The sequence below is a fragment of the Streptococcus oralis genome (genome assembly GCF_024399415.1).
Lineage (GTDB): Bacteria > Bacillota > Bacilli > Lactobacillales > Streptococcaceae > Streptococcus > Streptococcus oralis_CS.
In genome coordinates this window covers 109,989-125,845 of sequence record NZ_CP029257.1, presented here as the reverse complement: position 1 = coordinate 125,845, position 15,857 = coordinate 109,989, and the positions used below count along the sequence as shown (strand labels likewise).

The following is a 15,857-nucleotide window of genomic DNA, read 5'->3' as shown; positions in this document are numbered from 1 at the left end:
TCTACCAAAAAAGGCTTCAAATTTGAAGCCTCAACTATCAAATAATCATCTTTACCTGGCTTGTTTTGCTTCTTCTACAGATAAGAAAATCATCGGAACGATAATCAACACCATAGCCAAGGCCAAAAAACCATCCATGACCAATCCCAGAAAAAGAACACTTAATAAAGCTGAAGAAAGCGGTTCGCTAGCACTCACCACCGATACAACCAGCGGGGAAACGAGGGACACGGCCTTCATAGATAGGAAGAAGGCAAAAGCAGTACCAAACACGGCAATCGTCAGACAAATCAACACACTTACCAGATCCACTTGAAAACTTATCTGATAAATAGGGTAGAGGAAATTACTAAAGAGTCCTGCCAGAATCATCCCCCAACCAACAGTCGGAACAAATCCGTAGCGCCGTGCAAAGCGTTGGGGAAGGATAACATTAAACATGACCCCTACTGCACTAAGCAAACCTGTCACTAGAGCCAAAGGTGTCATGGATAACTGGGACAAATCCCCTTTTGTAGCCATCAAAAAAACACCTAGCATGGCAATCAAAACATAGAAAACAGCTGTAATTGAAGCCTTCTTCTGGTAAATAATTCGATTATAAAACAGGATAAAAACTGGGCTGATAAATTGCAAAATGGTCGCCGTCGTTGCATTGGAATACTCAACGCAGAGATAGAAGAAAAACTGCACAGAAAAAATACCTAGAATAGCATAGGCTAAAAAAGGTAGATAATTTTTCTTATCACGCCAGATGTCCAACAAGCGGCTACGCAACTGAAAAGCAGATAAACCTAAAACCAAACTCCCCGCCACTAGTAAACGCATAGAAGTAAGCCATCCAGAAGACACTGGATAATGAGTGAAAAAATACTCTCCTAAAATCCCACAAATCCCCCAGATTAGGCCTGAAAGTAGCGAGTATACTGTCCCCTTAACAATCTTTTTCTGATAATGATTCATATTATTATTGTAACACGAAACCAACAAAGAAAAAAGTAGCAACAAGGAGAAATTACTAACCTTGCTACTACTCTTTCTTAACGATTAAATAGACGTGAACGTCCTGAAGAACCACTTTGAGTATTTCCACTCGAACTTGAACTTCCAGAGCTACTGCTTGAACTTGAGCTACTGTTTGAGCTTGGAGGAGTCACTGCCGGAATGCTTCCTAGAATATTCTTCCATGCGTTCAGATAATCTGCATCGCTTCCTCCAATAGCAAAGCGATAGGTGGTCACTGGGGCACCTTCTTTAGTAGCCCAGTAGCTCGTTACTGTTGATCCAGAAACTTCTATTTCTTTTCCATTGATGGAAACCTTGCCTGGTTTTTGTCCTGTAGATCGGAGAACTTGTGACTTGGTCACACTTGGATCCAGATTAAAGCGCTCATTCCCCCATATTCCAGGTTCAGCTTGTTGGATAGCATTGACCAAGTGGGCCATATAGTTGGCATTACGATAGTGGCCTGCTCCTTTGGCTAGTGGTCGGTTGTCGTCGTGACCTAACCAGCCACCCAAAGTCAAGCGAGGTGTAGAAAGCATGAGCCACATATTTTCATCTTCATTGGTCGTACCAGTTTTTCCAATCCAGTCAGCACGAGCTAGGGATGGATTGATAGTCGTCAAATCCGTTTGGAAACTTGAGGTAATTCGAGATGAGATAACATCCCGAAGGAGACTTTGCATAATGGTTGCTGTCGCTTTTGAATAAACTTGGACAGGCTCATCCTTGTGCTCGTACACCAATCGGCCATCCGTTGACTCGATCTTCGCGATCATATGTTTCTTATGGTAAACTCCATTGTTGGCCAGAGTTTGATACCCGTTGGTATGCTGGGCAACTGTAACGTCAATCCCCCCACCCATCGGTAAACTTTCAATACCATATTCTGGGATTTCGTAACCCATTTTTTCCATATAGCCTTTGACATCCACACCCTTCTCTCGAAGCGTACGATACGTCCAGTAGGCCGGGATATTCCATGAGTAGTTAAGGGCTTCTCCCAATGTCATCATGCCCGTACCAGGACTATTGACATACATGATGGGATTCCCATTTGAGAAGTTGGTAGGATAGTTTGACAAGATACTTGCACTTCCCATCAAACCTTGGTCAATAGCGATACCATAGGCCAATATAGGTTTTGTGGTTGAAGCTGGAGAACGCTTGGTATCGATAGCGTGATTGTTCTGATTTTCTTGATAATTACGGCCACCAACAAATCCTAGGATAGCTCCCGTTTGGTTGTCCATGAGGACATTCCCCACCTCAGGCTGGCCTGTTGAATCATCTAGCAGGTAGCCGTAGGTCGCAACCGCATTTTGCATCGCAGCATGAACATTTTTATTGATAGTTGTCGTAATCTTATATCCACCATTTTCAATTTCCTTAGCGGCTAGATCGCGATAGGATTTCTGAATGGACTCATTCTTTAATTCTTGCGCAGAAACATTATCTCGTTGGATGAGGTAGTCGTACATGCGGTCAGTAGCTTCTGCCAAGGTTGCATAGTAGAGATAGTCACGCGAAGTCCCACTAACGCTACCAGATGGTAGGAAGTCTTTCTTGAAGTCATAATCTTTGTACTTATCGTAGTCTTCCTGACTTAGAGCCCCTGTCCGGTACATGTTGTAGAGAACATCCTTGGCACGCTTAATCCCAAAAGCCATATCCTCATCACTCTTCATACTACCATCAGATTCATAAGGAGAGTAACTAATCGGACTCTGTGGCAATCCTGCGATAAAGGCAGCTTGAGGGACCGTTAAATCCGAAGCATTGACTCCAAAGATTCCTTCTGCAGCCTGCTGGGCACCTGCAATATTTTGACCTTTATGATTGCGACCAAAAGGAGCAATGTTAAGGTAGGTTGTCAAGATCTCATCCTTACCCATGGCCCGTTCTAAAGCTAGAGCATCAATAATCTCTTTAGCCTTACGAGCTAGAGTTGGAGCATCCCCCACCACTTGCTGCTTGATGACCTGCTGGGTCAAGGTCGAACCACCACTAGACGAGCCCAGACCGACAAAGGTTCCCAAGGTCGCACGAATAACGGCCTTAGGCACAACTCCCTTGTGCTCATTGAAATGCTCGTCCTCTGTCGCAACAATAGCTTTCTTAAGGTTATCTGAGATAGCATCTGAAGCGACTGAAGTGCGCAATAAATCGCCCTCGATCGAGGCAATGGTACTGCCGTCAGAATAAGTGATTTCTGAGATGGAGGCAATATCCTTCACTTGCTTGACCAACTCTTCTGCTTGAGGTACCTGGGCCTTGTCAAATAGAGCGACTCCATAACCCATAGCCACACCAGCGCCAAACAGTCCACCGATAAAACCTAAGATAAAGAGAGTATTAAAGACTATTTTAAACCCACTCAAAACCTTAGCAAAAATAGACCCTGCCCTTCTAACTTTATCAGGAGAGGTCCCCTTTTTACTGGTTTTCTTATTAGCTAGTTTTTCTGCTAGTCTTTTCTGCCATTTTACAATTCGTTGCATTAGCTGCTGGAAAAAATGCAGCATTTTTGTTTTTAATTCATTAATTCTTTCTTTCATGAATGTCCTCGCTTTCTCTATTATACCATAAAAGGGAAACTTTCAATAAAATAGCCACTTTCTTCCCTATTCCACTAGGCTATTAATCAAGTTTGTGATACAATAGGTAGAAACAATATTTTATAAAGGAGAAAAGACACATGCACATTTTTGATGAGCTAAAAGAGCGTGGTTTGATTTTTCAGACGACTGATGAAGAAGCGTTGCGCAAAGCCCTAGAAGAAGGTCAAGTTTCTTATTATACTGGCTACGATCCAACTGCTGACAGCCTTCACCTCGGCCACCTTGTCGCAATCTTGACCAGTCGTCGTTTGCAACTAGCAGGTCACAAACCTTATGCGCTCGTTGGCGGTGCTACAGGTCTCATCGGAGATCCGTCCTTCAGAGATGCTGAACGTAGTCTCCAAACAAAAGACACAGTAAATGGCTGGGTCAAGTCTATCCAAGGACAACTTTCTCGCTTTCTTGATTTTGAAAATGGTGAAAATAAAGCTGTCATGGTCAACAACTACGACTGGTTTGGCAGCATCAGCTTCATTGACTTCCTCCGTGATATCGGAAAATACTTCACTGTCAACTACATGATGAGCAAAGAGTCTGTGAAAAAACGGATCGAAACAGGGATTTCTTACACAGAGTTTGCCTACCAAATCATGCAAGGCTATGACTTCTACGTCCTTAACCAAGAGCACAACGTCACCCTACAAATCGGTGGTTCTGACCAGTGGGGAAATATGACAGCTGGGACAGAATTGCTTCGTCGTAAGGCTGACAAGACAGGTCATGTTATCACAGTTCCCCTTATTACTGATGCGACTGGTAAGAAATTTGGTAAATCAGAAGGAAACGCAGTCTGGCTCAACCCTGAAAAGACTTCTCCATACGAAATGTACCAATTCTGGATGAACGTCATGGACGCTGACGCTGTTCGCTTCTTGAAAATCTTTACCTTCTTGTCACTTGATGAGATCGAAGACATCCGTAAACAATTTGAAGCTGCTCCACACGAACGCTTGGCTCAAAAAGTCCTGGCTCGTGAAGTCGTGACTCTTGTCCACGGAGAAGAAGCTTACAAAGAAGCTCTTAACATCACTGAGCAACTCTTTGCTGGAAACATTAAAAACCTTTCTGTCAAAGAACTCAAACAAGGACTTCGTGGAGTGCCAAACTACCAAGTACAAGCAGACGAAAACCACAATATCGTGGAACTTCTCGTCTCATCTGGTGTGGTCAATTCCAAACGCCAAGCCCGTGAAGACGTTCAAAACGGAGCTATCTACGTCAACGGCGACCGTATCCAAGACCTTGACTATGTCTTAGGAGATGCAGATAAGTTAGAGAACGAACTCACTGTTATCCGACGTGGTAAGAAAAAATACTTCGTCCTTACATATTAAAAAGCAAACTGGAGGCATTTGCCATCCAGTTCTTTTTTTGCTAGACTTAAACTATGAATACAAACCTCAAACCAAAACTCCAGCGCTTTGCTTCTGCTAGTGCCTTTGCCTGCCCCATCTGCCAAGAAAATCTCACCTTGGTAGAGTCTAGCCTCAAGTGTAGCAACCACCATTCTTTTGATCTAGCAAAATTCGGCTATGTCAATCTGGCACCTCAAATCAAACAATCCACCAACTACGACAAGGAAAACTTTCAAAACCGCCAGCAAATTCTGGAAGCTGGTTTTTATCAGACTATCTTAGAAACCATCTCAGACCTACTAGCGACTAAATCATCTGCAAAAACTGTCTTGGACATCGGTTGTGGTGAAGGTTTCTACTCTCGTAAACTCCAAGAAAGTCATTCTGAAAAAACCTTCTATGCCTTTGATATTTCCAAAGATTCCGTTCAAATCGCTGCCAAGAGTGAACCCAACTGGGCGGTCAATTGGTTTGTTGGTGACCTGGCTCGTCTTCCTATAAAAGACGCCAGCATGGATATCCTGCTTGACATCTTTTCGCCTGCCAACTATGGGGAGTTTCGTCGCGTTTTATCCAAAGACGGTATCTTGATTAAGGTCATCCCTACTGAAAACCACCTCAAAGAAATCCGCCAAATGGTGCAGGACCAGCTGACAAAGAAGGATTATTCCAACCAAGATATCAAAGAACATTTCCAGGAACATTTCAGCATCCAATCTAGCCAAATAGCTTCTCTAACCAAACCCATCACAGCAGAGCAACGTCAAGCCCTGCTTACCATGACACCCTTACTCTTTCACGTTGATCATACCAAGATTGACTGGACTCAGTTGACTGAGATTACCATTGAGGCAGAGATTTTGATTGGGAAAGTAGGGTGAAATATTTTAAAGATAAAAAAAGCGCATCTTTTTAGATGCGCTTTTTATAATCTGTTGCAAAAAATCTTAGTTCAAGTGCCAGATATCTTTGTTGTACTGGGCGATTGTACGGTCAGATGAGAAGAATCCTGCTTTGGCAATGTTAACGATGACTTTATCCAACCATGCGTCACGGTCTTCGTAGTCAGCAAGCATTTGCTCTTTGACTTTAATGTAGTCTTCCAAGTCAAGAAGAGTCATGAACCAGTCTTTGTTGATCAATTCGTTGTAAAGACGTTCCAAGCGTTCTTTCTTACCTACTGCAAGAACAGCGTCGCTGACGATGAAGTCAACCAATGGTTTGATGGCTTCACGAGCATAGAATTCGCTTGATTTGTATGCTGCTTTTGCGTAAAGGTCGATAACAGTTTCTGAATCTTCACCGAAGATGTAGATGTTTTCGTCGCCAACCAATTCAGCGATTTCTACGTTAGCTCCGTCCATAGTACCAAGAGTCAAAGCTCCGTTCAACATGAATTTCATGTTACCAGTACCTGAAGCTTCTTTAGAAGCAAGTGAGATTTGTTCTGAGATGTCACATGCTGGGATCAAGAAGCTTGCTGCAGTAACGTTGTAGTTTTCAACCATTACGACTTGCAAGTGTGGAGCTACAGCTGGGTCGTTAGCAATCACTTCTGACAAGCAAAGGATCAAGTGAATGATGTCTTGAGCGATTGTGTAGGCAGGAGCTGCTTTACCACCAAAGAAGACTGTGATTGGACGAGCAGGGATGTTACCAGCCTTGATATCAAGGTATTTGTGGATCACATACAAAGCGTTCATTTGTTGGCGTTTGTACTCGTGAAGACGTTTGATCTGGATATCAAAGATAGAGTTTGTATTGATTTCCACACCTTGGTGCTCTTTCAAGTGACGAGCCAATTTACGTTTGTTGTGAGCTTTGATGCTTTCCAATTTTTCTTTGACAGCAGCCTTGTCTTCGTATGACAAGAGTTTTTCAAGTTCATCTGCTTCATGGTGCCAACCATGTCCAAGAATCTCATCCAAGTAGTGAGACAAGCTTGGGTTAGCATGCATGAGCCAACGACGGAATGTGATACCGTTTGTTTTGTTGTTGAATTTTTCTGGGTAGATGTCGTAGAAAGCTTTCAACTCTGAGTTCTTCAAGATTTCAGTGTGAAGAGCTGCAACCCCGTTTACGCTGTATCCGTAGTGGATATCCATGTGAGCCATGTGTACACGATCATTCTCATCGATGATTTGAACAGCTGGGTCTTTGTATTCTGCCTTCACACGACGGTCCAATTCTTTGATGATTGGTACCAAGTGAGGAACCACTTCTTCCAAGAATTCAAGAGGCCATTTTTCAAGGGCTTCAGCAAGGATTGTGTGGTTAGTGTAGGCAGTCATGCTACGGACGATTGAGATTGCTTCATCAAGTTCGATACCACGTGCAGTCAAGAGACGAATCAATTCAGGAATCACCATTGATGGGTGAGTATCATTGATTTGTACAACTGCATAGTCCGCAAGGTCATGCAAGTTGCTTCCTTTTTCGATTGCTTCGTCGATGATCAATTGTGCACCGTTTGAAACCATGAAGTATTGTTGGAAGATACGGAGCAATTCACCTTGCTTGTCGCTATCGTCTGGGTAAAGGAAGAGAGTCAAGTTGCGAGCGATATCTGTCTTGTCAAAGTTGATACCATCTTCGATGATAGAAGAATCAACTGAATCCAAGTCAAACAAACGCAAGCGGTTTTTAGTAGCTGTCTTGTAGCCAGGTACATCAATATCGTAAAGAGTTGATGTCAATGTGAAGTGTGCAAATGGCACTTGGTAGCTACGGCTTGAGCGAACCAACCAGTTTTGCTCTGTCAACCAAGCGTTAGGAATTGTTTCTTGTTGGTTGTTTTTAAGAACTTGTTGGAAAAGACCGAAGTGGTAGTTCAAACCAACACCATCACCATTCAAACCAAGTGTAGCGATTGAGTCGATAAAGCAGGCTGCCAAACGTCCCAAACCACCGTTACCAAGTGATGGTTCCAATTCGACTTCTTCGATTTCGATCAACTCTTTACCTGCAGCTGCAAGTTCTTTTTTCACATCGTCATAAAGTCCAAGGTTAATCAAGTTGTTTGACAAGAGTTTACCGATCAAGAACTCAGCTGAGATGTAGTAAACTTTTTTCTTACCAGTGTTGACTGGTTTTTGACTGCTAGCAAGTTTGCTGTAGTTAAGAAGAGCAAGGTAAAGCTCTTCATTGCTACATTCTGCAATGGTTTTATTGTAACGTTTTTGTACAAATTCGTTTAATGGTAACATGTTTATGTGTCTCCTGATATTGTCTTATTTCTTTAATTCTACCAAATTTTCATTAATTCGGCGATAAATTGTAGTCAAGTCAAGCAAAGTTTCTTCAACAGCTGGTGTGAGTTGGTCTGCTGTCATACGCCATGACCAGTTTCCACCAAGAGTAGATGGGAAGTTCATACGAGCTGACTCATCTAGTTCTAGCAAGTCTTGCATGGTTGCAATAGCCATGAAGCTAACGGATGAAAATACTGTGCGAAGCATTGCGTGTGGCACTGTTTCGTACTCTTTACGGTTCGTGTAACGAGCCATATATTCACGAGTTGGATCGTCGATCTCATTACGGTACCAACCAAGGACTGTATTGTTATCGTGTGTTCCTGTGTACATAACAGAGTTGGCAGGTGCCAAGTGTGGGCTATCGATACTTTCATCTTCTGGGTTGAAGGCGAATTGAAGAATCTTCATTCCTGGGAAGCCAGTGCGTTCACGCAACTCAATGACTTCATCTGTCATGAAACCAAGGTCTTCTGCGATGATGTTTAGCTCACCAAGCTCTTCCTTAACGGCTGCGAAGAGTTTGTACCCTGGACCTTTCACCCATTTACCAGGTGCTGCTGTATCGGAACCAGCAGGAATTTCCCAGTAAGATTCGAAACCGCGGAAGTGGTCGATACGAACGATATCGTAGATCTTGAAGCTTTCGCGCAAGCGTTCAATCCACCATTTGTAACCGTCTTTGTCCATTGCTTCCCAGTCATAGATTGGGTTGCCCCAAAGCTGACCAGTGGCAGAAAACTCATCTGGTGGGCATCCTGCGATGCAAGTTGCTTTACCATTGGCATCTGTCTTGAAGAGATGTGGATTTGCCCACATGTCGCTTGAATCTTCCGCTACATAGATAGGCATGTCCCCAACGATTTCGATGTGGTTGTCGTTAGCGTAAGCTTTCAATTTCAACCATTGTTGGAAGAAGAAGTATTGAGTCACACGGTGGTAAACCAACTTGTCTGCCAATTCCTCACGGTAGCTTTCAAGCGCTGAAGTTTTACGAGCACGAGCGTCTGCATCTGGCCATTCTGTCCAAGCAAGATTGTCAAAATGCTCTTTAATCGCCATATATTCTGCGAAGAGTTCAAGCCATGATTGGTTGTCTTTAGCAAACTTCTCAAAATCTTTGACATCACCCTCTTCCAAGAAACGTTTAACTGCTTTTTCTAAAAGCGGACGACGTGCATAATAAATCTTCGCATAATCAACTTCAGATGCATCGCTACCAAAGTCAACACCTTCAAGGTCACTAGCTTCGAGCAAGCCTTGCTCTACCAAGATATCAAGGTCGATAAAATGCGTATTTCCAGCAAAGGCCGAGAATGATTGGTATGGAGAATCTCCGTAGCTTGTTGTCCCAAGAGGGAGAATTTGCCAGTAACGTTGCTTCGTACGAACCAAGAAATCGACGAAATCATAGGCAGTTTGGCCAAATGATCCAATCCCGTATGCTCCTGGTAGAGAAGAGATGTGCATCAACACACCACTTTGACGTTTTTTCATAATAGCACCTCATGTGTTTGTTATAAAACGTTGCGCAATCAAGGCGCAAACGTTTGCGTTAATTTAAGTATAACGCATTTCAAAAACAAATGCAAGCGTTTTTAAAAAATTTTTTTGAATTATTTTAATCAAACAAAACTTGTTGCCACTGATATTTTATGAAATAAGCGAAAAAATTTTAAAGATTTTCTGATTTAAGATAATTCATTCCCAATATCTGCTCTATTTTCTGAAAAACCGAGCCGAATTTACGCAATCGTTTTCCTAATATATTTTCAATTCAAAAAAACAAACATTTTAAGTTCTTTCCTATATATAGGCTTTAATAAATGTTTGAAACCTTAAAATTTTTTTAAAATTTTTGCTAAAAAAACTTGCAACCGTTTTCTATTTGTGCTATACTAAGTTCGTAAAAGAAAACGTTTGCGTTTTCTCATTAAATTATTTTTGTTATTCTTTAGGAGGAATACACTATGTCATCTAAATTCATGAAGAGCGCTGCTGTGCTCGGAACTGCTACTCTTGCTAGCTTACTTTTGGTAGCTTGCGGAAGCAAAACTGCTGATAAAGCAGCTGATACTAGCTCATCTGAAGCAAAAGAAATCACTTTCTACGTTGAAGACCAATACAAAGCCTACGCTGAAAAAGTTGCTGCAGCTTATGAAAAAGAATCAGGTACAAAAGTTAACATCAAATCAGGTGACCAACTTGGTGGACTTGACAAACTTTCACTTGACAACCAATCAGGTCAAGCTGCTGACGTTATGATGGCTCCATACGACCGTGTAGGTAGCCTTGGTACTGACGGACAACTTTCAGAAGTTACTTTGAGCGACGGCGCTAAAACAGATGATAAAACTAAATCTCTTGTAACAGCTGCTGACGGTAAAGTTTACGGTGCTCCTGCCGTTATCGAGTCACTTGTTATGTACTACAACAAAGACTTGCTTAAAGAAGCTCCAAAAACTTTTGCTGAATTAGAAGAACTTGCTAAAGACAGCAAATACGCTTTCGCTGGTGAAGATGGCAAAACTACTGCATTCCTAGCTGACTGGACAAACTTCTACTACGCATACGGACTCCTTGCTGGTAACGGTGGTTACGTATTCGGACAAAACGGTAAAGACGCTAAAGACATCGGTCTTGCAAACGACGGTTCTATCACTGGTGTCAACTACGCTAAATCTTGGTATGAAAAATGGCCTAAAGGTATGCAAGATACTGAAGGTGCTGCAAACTTGATCCAAACTCAATTCCAAGAAGGTAAAACAGCTGCTATCATCGATGGACCTTGGAAAGCTCAAGCATTCAAAGATGCTAAAGTAAACTACGGTGTTGCTACTATTCCAACTCTTCCAAATGGTAAAGAATACACACCATTCGGTGGTGGTAAAGCTTGGATCATCCCATCAAGCACTAAGAACCTTGAAGCTGCACAAAAATTTGTAGACTTCCTTGTTTCAACTGAACAACAAAAAGCATTCTACGATGCAACTAACGAAATCCCAGCTAACACTGAAGCTCGTTCATACGCTGAAGGTAAAAACGATGAGTTGACAACAGCTGTTATCAAACAGTTCAAGAACGCTCAACCAATGCCAAACATTTCTCAAATGTCAGCTGTTTGGGATCCAGCTAAAACAATGCTCTTTGACGCTGTAAGTGGTAAAAAAGATGCTAAGACAGCTGCTAACGATGCTGTAACATTGATCAAAGAAACAATCAAACAAAAATTTGGTGAATAATTGAATTCGTTACAAGGGGGGAGAATACAAATCCCCCTTTGATTTTATAAATTTACGAATGATTGCAGTTGCCTATCTAGTGATTGGAGACAAACTTCAATCTCGTATCCTATGAAAGGAGTATTCATGGAAAACCAACAACCTAGCAAAGCAGCCTTGCTTTCAGTGATTCCTGGGTTAGGACAGATTTACAATAAACAAAAGGCCAAAGGTTTTATCTTCCTTGGTGTAACTATCGTATTTGTTCTTTATTTCCTAGCACTTGCAGCCCCTGAATTGCACAATTTGATCACTCTTGGTGACAAGCCAGGTCGTGATAATTCCCTCTTTATGCTGATTCGTGGTGCCTTCCATTTAATCTTTGTAGTCGTTTATGTGCTCTTTTATTTCTCAAATATTAAAGATGCACATACAATCGCAAAACGTATTAACAATGGAATTCCTGTCCCACGTACTTTTAAAGATATGATCAAAGGTATTTATGAGAATGGTTTCCCTTACCTCTTGATCATCCCATCTTACGTCGCTATGACATTTGCGATTATCTTCCCAGTTATCGTAACCTTGATGATTGCGTTTACCAACTATGACTTCCAACACTTGCCACCAAACAAATTGTTGGACTGGGTTGGTTTGACTAACTTTACAAACATCTGGAGCTTAAGTACCTTCCGTTCAGCCTTCGGTGCGGTTCTTTCTTGGACCATCATCTGGGCCTTGTCTGCTTCTACTTTGCAGATTGTGATTGGTATCTTCACTGCTATCATTGCTAACCAACCATTTATCAAAGGAAAACGTATCTTTGGTGTTATTTTCCTTCTTCCTTGGGCTGTTCCAGCCTTCATCACTATCTTGACATTCTCAAACATGTTTAACGATAGTGTCGGAGCGATCAACACTCAAGTATTGCCTATCTTGGCTAAGGTTCTTCCTTTCCTTGACGGTGCTCTTATCCCTTGGAAAACAGACCCAACTTGGACGAAGATTGCCTTGATTATGATGCAAGGTTGGCTAGGATTCCCATACATCTACGTTTTGACTTTGGGTATCTTGCAGTCAATTCCTAACGACCTCTACGAAGCGGCTTATATCGATGGTGCCAATGCTTGGCAAAAATTCCGCAACATCACTTTCCCTATGATTTTGGCTGTTGCAGCACCAACATTGATCAGCCAATACACCTTCAACTTTAACAACTTCTCTATCATGTACCTCTTCAACGGCGGAGGTCCTGGTAGCGTTGGTGGTGGAGCCGGTTCAACTGATATCTTGATCTCATGGATTTATCGCTTGACAACAGGTACATCTCCTCAATACTCTATGGCGGCAGCTGTTACCTTGATCATCTCTATCATTGTCATCTCTATCTCTATGATCGCATTCAAGAAACTACACGCATTTGATATGGAGGACGTCTAAGATGAATAACTCAATCAAACTCAAACGTAGACTGACTCAAACCCTCACTTACCTCTACTTGATTGGTCTTTCAATCGTGATTATCTATCCACTTTTGATTACTATTATGTCAGCCTTCAAGACTGGTAACGTCGTAGCTTTTAAACTAGATGCTAACGTCGACTTTAGCTTTGCCAACTTCCAAGGGCTCTTCACTGAAACCTTGTACGGCACTTGGTACCTCAATACTTTGATCATCGCCTTGATTACAATGGCTGTTCAAACAAGTATCATCGTACTTGCTGGTTATGCCTACAGCCGTTACAACTTCTTGGCTCGTAAACAAAGTTTGGTCTTCTTCTTGATTATCCAAATGGTGCCAACTATGGCCGCTTTGACAGCCTTCTTCGTTATGGCCCTTATGTTGAATGCCCTTAACCAAAGCTGGTTCCTCATCTTCCTATATGTCGGTGGTGGTATCCCGATGAATGCTTGGTTGATGAAAGGCTACTTCGACACAGTACCGATGTCTCTTGATGAATCAGCAAAACTAGATGGTGCAGGACACTTCCGTCGCTTCTGGCAAATTGTTCTCCCACTCGTTCGCCCAATGGTTGCAGTACAAGCGCTCTGGGCCTTCATGGGACCTTTCGGAGACTATATCCTCTCTAGTTTCTTGCTTCGTGAGAAAGAATACTTTACAGTTGCCGTTGGTCTACAGACCTTTGTCAGCAATGTGAAAAACTTGAAGATTGCCTACTTCTCAGCAGGTGCTATCCTCATCGCCCTTCCAATCTGTATTCTCTTCTTCTTCCTACAAAAGAACTTTGTTTCAGGACTTACAAGTGGTGGCGACAAGGGATAATTTATCCCCGCCACCCTTTTTCATTTTATACTCTTCGAAAATCTCTTCAAACCACGTCAGCTTCGCCTTGCCGTAGATATATGTAACTGACTTCGTCAGTCTTATCTACAACCTCAAAGCAGTGCTTTGAGCAACCTGCGGCTAGCTTCCTAGTTTGCTCTTTGATTTTCATTGAGTATTAGAGCTTGTGACTATAAAACTATTCTTGAAGCAAGCAATTTGTCTCCTAGACTTGAAATAAAGCACATTTCTCTATATAATAATACTCATATAGAAAACACTTTTAGAAAGATGCCTATGCTTCCATATCCATTTTCATATTTTTCAAGTATTTGGGGATTTCGTAAGCCCCTGTCAAAACGTTTTGGACTCAACTGGTTTCAACTCCTCTTTACTAGCATTTTCCTCATCAGCTTGTCTATGGTTCCAATTGCCATTCAAAACAGCTCACAGGAAACGTATCCACTGGATACGTTTATCGATAATGTCTACACACCCCTGACAGATGAAGCGATCATGGATTTGTCGGAGAATGCGCAGATAATAGATGGAAAACTGAGCTATGCTGGAACTAAAAATCAGCAGCCTTCTCTTTTAATTGGCCCAAGCCAAAACAAAGAATTGCCAAAGGACTTGCAACTTCATTTTGATACGGAAGAACTCGTCATCAGCAAGGAAAGTAAGGAACTAACTCGCATTCGCTACCACGCGATTCAAACGGAGAGTTTCCAGAGTAAGGAAGATCTAACCCAAGCCATTTCTAAAGATTGGTACCAACAAAATCGGGTCTATATCAGTCTCTTTCTCGTTCTTGGTGCAAGCTTTCTCTTTGGATTGAATTTCTTCATTGTCTCTCTTGGAGCTAGCTTTCTCCTTTATATCACCAAAAAATCACGCCTCTTTTCATTTAGGACCTTTAAAGAGTGCTACCATTTTATCTTGAACTGTTTAGGATTACCCACTCTGATTACGCTTATTTTGGGGCTTTTTGGCCAAAATATGGCAACCCTTATCACTGTACAAAACATTCTTTTTGTTCTTTATCTGGTCACCATTTTTTACAAGACACACTTCCGTGATCCAGATTATCATAAATAGGAGATTTTTATGCCCGTTACGATTAAAGACGTGGCCAAGGCAGCAGGTGTCTCACCTTCAACTGTTACCCGCGTTATTCAAAACAAATCAACGATTAGTGATGAAACCAAAAAACGAGTTCGCAAGGCGATGAAGGAGCTCAACTACCACCCCAATCTCAATGCTCGTAGCTTGGTAAGTAGCTATACTCAAGTTATCGGCCTGGTGCTTCCTGATGACTCGGATGCCTTTTACCAAAATCCTTTCTTCCCATCTGTTCTACGAGGGATCGCCCAAGTGGCATCTGAGAACCACTATGCTATTCAGATTGCAACGGGGAAAGATGCAAAAGAGCGGCTCAAAGCTATTTCCCAGATGGTCTATGGTAAGCGTGTAGATGGTTTGATTTTCCTCTATGCCCAAGAAGAAGATCCTTTGGTTAAGCTAGTAGCAGATGAGCAATTTCCTTTCCTTATCTTAGGTAAATCTCTATCTCCCTTCATTCCGCTCGTCGATAATGACAATGTCCAGGCAGGTTTTGATGCAACAGAATATTTCATCAAAAAAGGATGCAAGCGAATTGCCTTCATCGGAGGAACCAAAAAACTTTTCGTAACACAAGATCGTCTAATGGGTTATGAGTTAGCTCTTAAACAATACCAACTTCCTATTGATCCAAATCTGACCTACTTTGCGACCGAATTTCTTGAAGATAATGGTTATCGCTTTAGTAAACTTCTCTTCGAGCATGATCCAAATATTGATGCTATTATTACTATTGATAGCCTTCTTGCTGCAGGGGTCTGTGATTACATCGCAAAACACCAACTGGATGTCCCTGTCCTCAGCTTTGACTCGGTCAACCCTAAACTGAACTTGGCAGCCTATGTGGATATCAATAGCTTAGAACTCGGGCGCGTTTCCTTTGAAACCATTCTCCAGATTATTAACGATGCCAAAAACAATAAACAGATTTGTTACCGCCAGTTGATTGGACACAAAATTATCGAAAAATAAAGACCAGCCTCAAGGCTGGTCTTTTGAGT

At 42.0% G+C, this 15,857-nt stretch carries 11 protein-coding genes; 7 read left to right on the top strand and 4 right to left on the bottom strand.

Annotated elements, in window-relative coordinates; translation table 11 throughout:
- Positions 1-51: 51 nt before the first annotated feature.
- Both DG474_RS00605 and pbp1b read right to left on the bottom strand, forming a co-directional pair.
- Entirely contained in the window at positions 52-963 is a 912-nt protein-coding gene (locus DG474_RS00605) for a DMT family transporter (RefSeq protein ID WP_255778293.1), read from the bottom strand.
- Between the two features lie 77 nt (positions 964-1,040).
- Positions 1,041-3,560: a penicillin-binding protein PBP1B gene (gene pbp1b / locus DG474_RS00600; protein WP_255778292.1), complete on the bottom strand. Its 2,520-nt coding sequence runs from the start codon at positions 3,558-3,560 to the stop codon at positions 1,041-1,043.
- Between the two features lie 140 nt (positions 3,561-3,700).
- On the opposite strand from pbp1b, the gene tyrS reads away from it, so the two are divergent.
- Both tyrS and DG474_RS00590 read left to right on the top strand, forming a co-directional pair.
- Positions 3,701-4,957, top strand: coding sequence for a tyrosine--tRNA ligase (gene tyrS, locus DG474_RS00595; protein ID WP_000546913.1), 1,257 nt, complete (start codon positions 3,701-3,703; stop codon positions 4,955-4,957).
- A gap of 53 nt (positions 4,958-5,010) precedes the next feature.
- Complete coding sequence (locus tag DG474_RS00590; RefSeq protein WP_001095501.1) at positions 5,011-5,859, top strand: putative RNA methyltransferase; 849 nt, start codon at positions 5,011-5,013, stop codon at positions 5,857-5,859.
- A gap of 66 nt (positions 5,860-5,925) precedes the next feature.
- Here the strand turns inward: DG474_RS00590 and glgP are convergent, their stop codons facing one another.
- Positions 5,926-8,184 carry a glycogen/starch/alpha-glucan family phosphorylase gene (gene glgP / locus DG474_RS00585; protein WP_255778291.1) on the bottom strand — a complete coding sequence of 753 codons (2,259 nt, stop codon included), beginning with the start codon at positions 8,182-8,184 and terminating at the stop codon, positions 5,926-5,928.
- 24 nt (positions 8,185-8,208) lie between these two features.
- Positions 8,209-9,726: a 4-alpha-glucanotransferase gene (malQ, locus tag DG474_RS00580; protein ID WP_255778290.1), complete on the bottom strand. Its 1,518-nt coding sequence runs from the start codon at positions 9,724-9,726 to the stop codon at positions 8,209-8,211.
- Positions 9,727-10,199: 473 nt separating this feature from the next.
- On the opposite strand from malQ, the gene DG474_RS00575 reads away from it, so the two are divergent.
- From DG474_RS00575 to DG474_RS00555, 5 genes are all read left to right on the top strand, one after another.
- Entirely contained in the window at positions 10,200-11,471 is a 1,272-nt protein-coding gene (locus DG474_RS00575; protein ID WP_000095461.1) for an extracellular solute-binding protein, read from the top strand.
- A gap of 126 nt (positions 11,472-11,597) precedes the next feature.
- Positions 11,598-12,890: a carbohydrate ABC transporter permease gene (locus tag DG474_RS00570; protein ID WP_000431414.1), complete on the top strand. Its 1,293-nt coding sequence runs from the start codon at positions 11,598-11,600 to the stop codon at positions 12,888-12,890.
- A 1-nt stretch (position 12,891) separates the two neighbouring features.
- On the top strand, positions 12,892-13,734 hold the full coding sequence (locus DG474_RS00565; protein WP_001065656.1) for a sugar ABC transporter permease: 843 nt from the start codon (positions 12,892-12,894) through the stop codon (positions 13,732-13,734).
- 297 nt (positions 13,735-14,031) lie between these two features.
- On the top strand, positions 14,032-14,832 hold the full coding sequence (locus DG474_RS00560) for a DUF1189 domain-containing protein (protein ID WP_084882672.1): 801 nt from the start codon (positions 14,032-14,034) through the stop codon (positions 14,830-14,832).
- Positions 14,833-14,841: 9 nt separating this feature from the next.
- Positions 14,842-15,828 (top strand): LacI family DNA-binding transcriptional regulator, encoded by a 987-nt coding sequence (locus DG474_RS00555; protein ID WP_001145418.1) that lies wholly within the window; start codon positions 14,842-14,844, stop codon positions 15,826-15,828.
- Positions 15,829-15,857 lie beyond the last annotated feature (29 nt).